Source organism: Parafilimonas sp. (genome assembly GCF_047606085.1).
In the GTDB taxonomy this organism is placed as follows: domain Bacteria; phylum Bacteroidota; class Bacteroidia; order Chitinophagales; family Chitinophagaceae; genus Parafilimonas.
The window spans coordinates 1-5,106 of record NZ_JASGEX010000079.1 but is presented as its reverse complement, the minus strand read 5'-3'; the positions used below and the strand labels follow the sequence as shown (position 1 = coordinate 5,106).

The 5,106-nt window shown below is 38.0% G+C and carries 5 protein-coding genes and 1 pseudogene; all 6 read left to right on the top strand.

Annotated features, from left to right (window positions below; translation table 11 throughout):
* The coding region (gene tsaD, locus QM629_RS07140) for a tRNA (adenosine(37)-N6)-threonylcarbamoyltransferase complex transferase subunit TsaD (RefSeq protein WP_415158636.1) at positions 1-785 on the top strand (785 nt) is incomplete at its 5' end.
* Positions 786-1,127: 342 nt separating this feature from the next.
* Positions 1,128-1,538, top strand: coding sequence for an EVE domain-containing protein (locus QM629_RS07135; protein WP_415158634.1), 411 nt, complete (start codon positions 1,128-1,130; stop codon positions 1,536-1,538).
* Between the two features lie 329 nt (positions 1,539-1,867).
* Positions 1,868-2,746 (top strand): DUF4349 domain-containing protein, encoded by an 879-nt coding sequence (locus QM629_RS07130; protein WP_415158632.1) that lies wholly within the window; start codon positions 1,868-1,870, stop codon positions 2,744-2,746.
* A 99-nt stretch (positions 2,747-2,845) separates the two neighbouring features.
* Positions 2,846-3,475: an ABC transporter ATP-binding protein gene (locus QM629_RS07125; protein WP_415158630.1), complete on the top strand. Its 630-nt coding sequence runs from the start codon at positions 2,846-2,848 to the stop codon at positions 3,473-3,475.
* Positions 3,472-4,593, top strand: coding sequence for a hypothetical protein (locus QM629_RS07120; RefSeq protein ID WP_415158628.1), 1,122 nt, complete (start codon positions 3,472-3,474; stop codon positions 4,591-4,593). The genes QM629_RS07125 and QM629_RS07120 overlap by 4 nt, the downstream gene beginning before the upstream one ends.
* 106 nt (positions 4,594-4,699) lie before the next feature.
* Positions 4,700-5,106 (top strand): annotated as a pseudogene (locus QM629_RS07115) (hypothetical protein); the annotation flags it as partial.

The following is a 5,106-nucleotide window of genomic DNA, read 5'->3' as shown; positions in this document are numbered from 1 at the left end:
ATGCCGTTGCCTTTACACAGGCGCCAGGCCTAATCGGCAGTTTACTGGTGGGTGCACAGTTTGCCAAATCTTTATCACTGGCTTTGGATAAACCGTTGATAGCCGTTCATCACATGCAGGCGCATGTTTTGGCCAATCTTATTACTGATCCGAAGCCGGCATTTCCATTCTTATGCTTAACTGTCAGTGGCGGGCATACACAGATTGTGGTGGCGTATTCACCCTTACGCCTGGAGGTAATTGGCGAAACCATTGATGATGCAGCCGGCGAAGCTTTTGACAAAACAGCCAAAATGCTGGGCCTCCCCTACCCCGGCGGGCCGCTGATTGATAAATATGCCAAACAGGGAAACCCGAAAGCTTTCAAATTCGCGGAGCCTCAAATCCCGGGTTTGAATTTTTCTTTCAGCGGATTAAAAACATCCGTACTGTATTCGCTGCAGAAAGAAGTAAATAATAATCCCGGTTTTATTAAGGAAAATCTCTACGATCTCTGTGCTTCTGTTCAAGATACCATCATTCATATTTTAATGAAGAAACTGAAGAAAGCAACCGAACAAACCAGCATTAAACAGGTTTGTATTGCCGGTGGCGTTAGCGCCAACAGTGGTCTGCGCAACGCTTTAAAAGAATATGGTAACAAGTACAATTGGCAAACCTTTATTCCTGCTTTTGAATATTGCACAGACAATGCCGCCATGATTGCCATAACAGCTTATTATAAATACCGCGCCGGCGATTTTGCTGAATTAACAGTAAGTCCCACAGCAAGGGCTGAATGGTAGATGGTCGCAGCAGATATACAGATAATGCGGAACTATCAGGAGAATTTATTAAAGATAACCTGTGCATCTGCGGCAAAGAATTATCCTGAAATACTGCTTATTTTATTTGGTAGCAGATTTGCAATAGTACAGCTACACTTATAAATTTATCCTATGCAATTAACAGGCGGTTATCCTTTCTGGCTTATTCTTGATGGTTTACCATACGCATACCCCAGGCTTTGTGAAAACATTGAAACCGGTACAGTTATAATCGGAGGTGGCATATAAATCAAACCAGCACTCATGCATAACTGACATAACAATTGTATCTTAATTACTCACTCAATTAAAATTTATTATATGGCTTACTGGCTTGTAAAATCAGAACCTTTTAAATACAGTTGGGATCAGTTTGTAAAGGATAAACAAACATTCTGGGATGGTGTTAGAAACTATGCTGCCCGGAACAATTTGCGGGCCATGAAAAAAGGCGATGAAGTATTGTTTTATCACAGCAACGAAGGCACTGAAATAGTGGGTATTGCCAAAGTTGCAAAAGAAGCTTACCAGGATCCCACAACTGATGATACCAACTGGGTGGTTGTTGACCTGAAGCCTGTAAAAAAATTAAAGCAACCTGTTACACTGGCGCAGGTAAAAACAGATGCCCGTTTAAAAAATATGGCATTGGTGCGTTTGGGAAGATTATCCGTTCAACCTGTTACGGATGAAGAATGGGATATTATTATGCAATTAGGTGGCATGAAGTAACAACAGCTATCAACGCAGCTTTATTATTTATTGATTTCTTTACTAACGGCCGAAGCCCTTACCATTTTGCTTTCTTTTAACGCATTTAACTGGTTACAAAAGTCCTGATATAGTAATTAATTCCTGCAGGCTTGCAAATCAATCAATTTCTAAAAATCAGGTTTAGTTCCACGAATGTTATGCTGTGTTCATAAACAGTATGGCAACTATTGTTTGTAACAACATTCATCACCAAAATCAAAAAAAATTGACCGCATAAATAGCAAGCCTGTATTTATGCAAACAGGTTCTTTTTTGCATCTCATTCATCAAACCAATTAATCAACAACATGAAACGCTATATCTATTGCATGGCAATATTTGCCATGATGTTATACGCTTGTAATAAAGCGTCCCAATCCAAAGAGCTTCAATCAGAAGATCAAACCGCAATGGATCACAACAAGACAACAGGAAAAGATGAAGACCAGGTAGCAGTATTCGATTCAGTTGCCCCGCTCTCCGACACAAACAACAATCCTGTATCAGTGAAAAATGACAATGCGGATTGGGACCGGAAAATAATTAAAACCGCTGATGTGCAATTACAATTGGATGATTATAAAAAATTCAACACGTTTATTCATACTTCATTAAAACAATACGGAGCCTATATAGCAGGAGAAAACCAACAGGAAACAGATTATAAAACTGAAAACACAGTTACCATAAAGGTTCCGGTGGCGCAGTTTGATGCGCTTGTAAATTCATTCGGTGGCGATGGCATTAAAATAACAGGGAAAAATATTTCAAGTGAGGATGTAACCGGTGAAGTTGTTGATACGAAGGCACGTATGCAGGCTAAAATGGCTGTACGTGATAAATATTTACAGCTTTTGAAGCAGGCAAAAAACATGAATGAGATTTTACAGGTTCAAAATGAAATAAACGACATACAGGAAGATATTGAAGCGGCAAACGGCAGAATAAATTACCTGCAGCATTCCTCTTCATACAGTACAATAAACCTTACTTATTACCAATATCTTAATGGCTCAACATCAGAAGATGAAAAGCCTGATTTCTTCACTAAAATGTCTGAAGCATTTTCTACGGGAGCATCTTTTATCAGCAACCTTATGCTATGCTTAATCAGTATATGGCCATTACTTTTGGGAGGTATTGCGGTGCTTATTTATTTTAAAAGAAGTAAGCTCAAAAAAGCTTAAGTATTTCCTTTTTTGGGGGTGGAATCCGTAATCAGCTTTTAGGGAATCTTTATCTTCTGCAACAACATTACTTCCGCATTTTGAAAGTAATATTGTTACATGTTAGAATTAAAGGATATAAAAAAGTATTATGATTCCACTTTAGTTCTTGATATTCCTTCGCTTAAACTTGATAACAATATTTATTGGTTAAGCGGGGCAAATGGATCCGGCAAAACTACGCTGCTTAAAATGATAACAGGACTACTGCCTTTTGACGGTGATATTACAGTTAACAGCACAAGCATAAGGAAACAACCGGTTATCTACAGAAGGAAATTTGGCTGGGCTGAAACAGAACCGCTGTTTCCTTTATTTTTAACGGGAGCCGATTTAATTCATCTTTATTGCAACATTCGTAAGGCTCAACAAAAAGAACCCGATACTTTATTGAGTATTTACAACATGGCCGGCTATATAAATAAACCTATTGGTGCTTATTCAGCGGGTATGATAAAAAAACTATCCATAGTTCTTGCCTTTATTGGCAGTCCGGAATGGATAATACTTGACGAACCTTTCATTACATTAGATGCAAATGCAGAAGCCTTAACACAATCGCTTATTCTTGATAAACATAAAGATGCAAATACAAATTTCATCATAACCTCGCACCAGGAATTTGATGATGAGTTAATGCAGGCCTGTACCAATATTCTTATAGAAAAGAACAATGTTATTATTAAATGACTGCTGCGTTTAAAATATTATCCCGATCGCTTGTAAAAAGGTTTTATAAAGAAAATGCAGGCCTGTTTGTTTTTGTATTTACCATGATGTTTTTTATAGTCAGCAAAGTGGATGGGGCCGGCTTATATGAGTACCATTATTCTCTGGTTACGGGCATGCTGCGAAGCAAGGTTTTCCTGTTACTGGTTTTCTTTTTATGGTTTTTATATACCCGCAAATACGCAGTATTTATATCCGGCGCCATTTCAAGCCCTTATTATTCATTTTTCAATCTATATAACCAGTTAAATATAGCACACCGGTTCAGGTTGTTTTTCGCAACCGGGATTTTATTATTACTGCCGGTAATTCTTTACAGCATATTCATTTGTTTTGTGGGGTTTCAACAACATTTATACTGGCCTGTTGGTTTAAGTATGGGCTATTTATTACTGCTTTGTTGTTTGACTGCAGGATGGCACATTCACCTGCTTGACAATGCAAACAAAACTGCTAATCCTGCCGTAAGAAAAAAAAGAAGTCTGCCTGTACTTTCTGCTTATTATTTTACACTGCTTCGTTTTGTTGCAGGTAAACAAATAAATATATGGACAGGCATTAAGGTTTTTACCTGCGGTGTGCTTTATTTAACTGCAAGAAATAATAATACTATTGACCGGGATTTAAGTATGCCTTACCTGTTCTACAGCCTTGGCATACTGGCAAATGGAATTTTAATTTTCAGGGTAAGAATATTTGAAGAAAGTTATTTAAGCTTTTACAGAATGCTTCCGGTATCACTGGAGAGAAGACTGCTGCAATATGCACTGTTTTATTTTTTTCTTTTAATTCCTGAGTGTATTACTGTATCAGCGCTTACACCTGCACACTTAAACAGCATTGATGCCATTAATTTTATTCTTTCCGGGTTTTCGTTGCTTTTACTAATGCACAGTTTTTCGTTTTTGAAAAACTTCAGCATAAAAGATTATATAGCTTTATTATTTGTAATTTTCTTAATCGAATATATTCTTCTTATCACACTTGCGCCGTGTTACATGTATATAATCTTTTTTATAATGGCCATAATAATTTTTTATAGCAGGTATTATAAGTTTGAATCCGGGCTGCGGGATTAATCAGCAGCATTCTTTTATATTATGCGGCAACCAGGTACAACAGGAAAGAACCGTTCTATCTTCAAAATTATCATTGGCTTATTTTTGCCATGTGAACAACAGCAATATTTCTGAAAAACAGGTTTTCAAAGACGATTCATTAAAAAAGAAAGAAACAATCATTCTTGCCATTGAATCTTCCTGCGATGAAACATCGGCTTCGGTTTGTATTGATGGAAAAATCTTATCCAACATTATTGCCGGCCAGGCCATTCATGAACAATATGGCGGTGTGGTGCCCGAACTGGCCAGCAGGGCCCATATTCAAAATATAGTTCCGGTTGTTGATGCTGCTTTAAAACAGGCTTCAGCTATTCACCACTTGCCACTCACCACTCACGATATAGATGCCGTTGCCTTTACACAGGCGCCAGGCCTAATCGGCAGTTTACTGGTGGGTGCACAGTTTGCCAAATCTTTATCACTGGCTTTGGATAAACCGTTGATAGCCGTTCATCACATGCAGGCGCATGT

What these genes read in the sequence shown, in the direction of transcription:
- QM629_RS07135 (WP_415158634.1), top strand. Translation starts at nt 1,128, where the DNA reads ATGGCTTACTGGCTTGTAAAATCAGAACCTTTTAAATACAGTTGGGAT.
- QM629_RS07130 (WP_415158632.1), top strand. Translation starts at nt 1,868, where the DNA reads ATGAAACGCTATATCTATTGCATGGCAATATTTGCCATGATGTTATAC.
- QM629_RS07125 (WP_415158630.1), top strand. Translation starts at nt 2,846, where the DNA reads ATGTTAGAATTAAAGGATATAAAAAAGTATTATGATTCCACTTTAGTT.
- QM629_RS07120 (WP_415158628.1), top strand. Translation starts at nt 3,472, where the DNA reads ATGACTGCTGCGTTTAAAATATTATCCCGATCGCTTGTAAAAAGGTTT.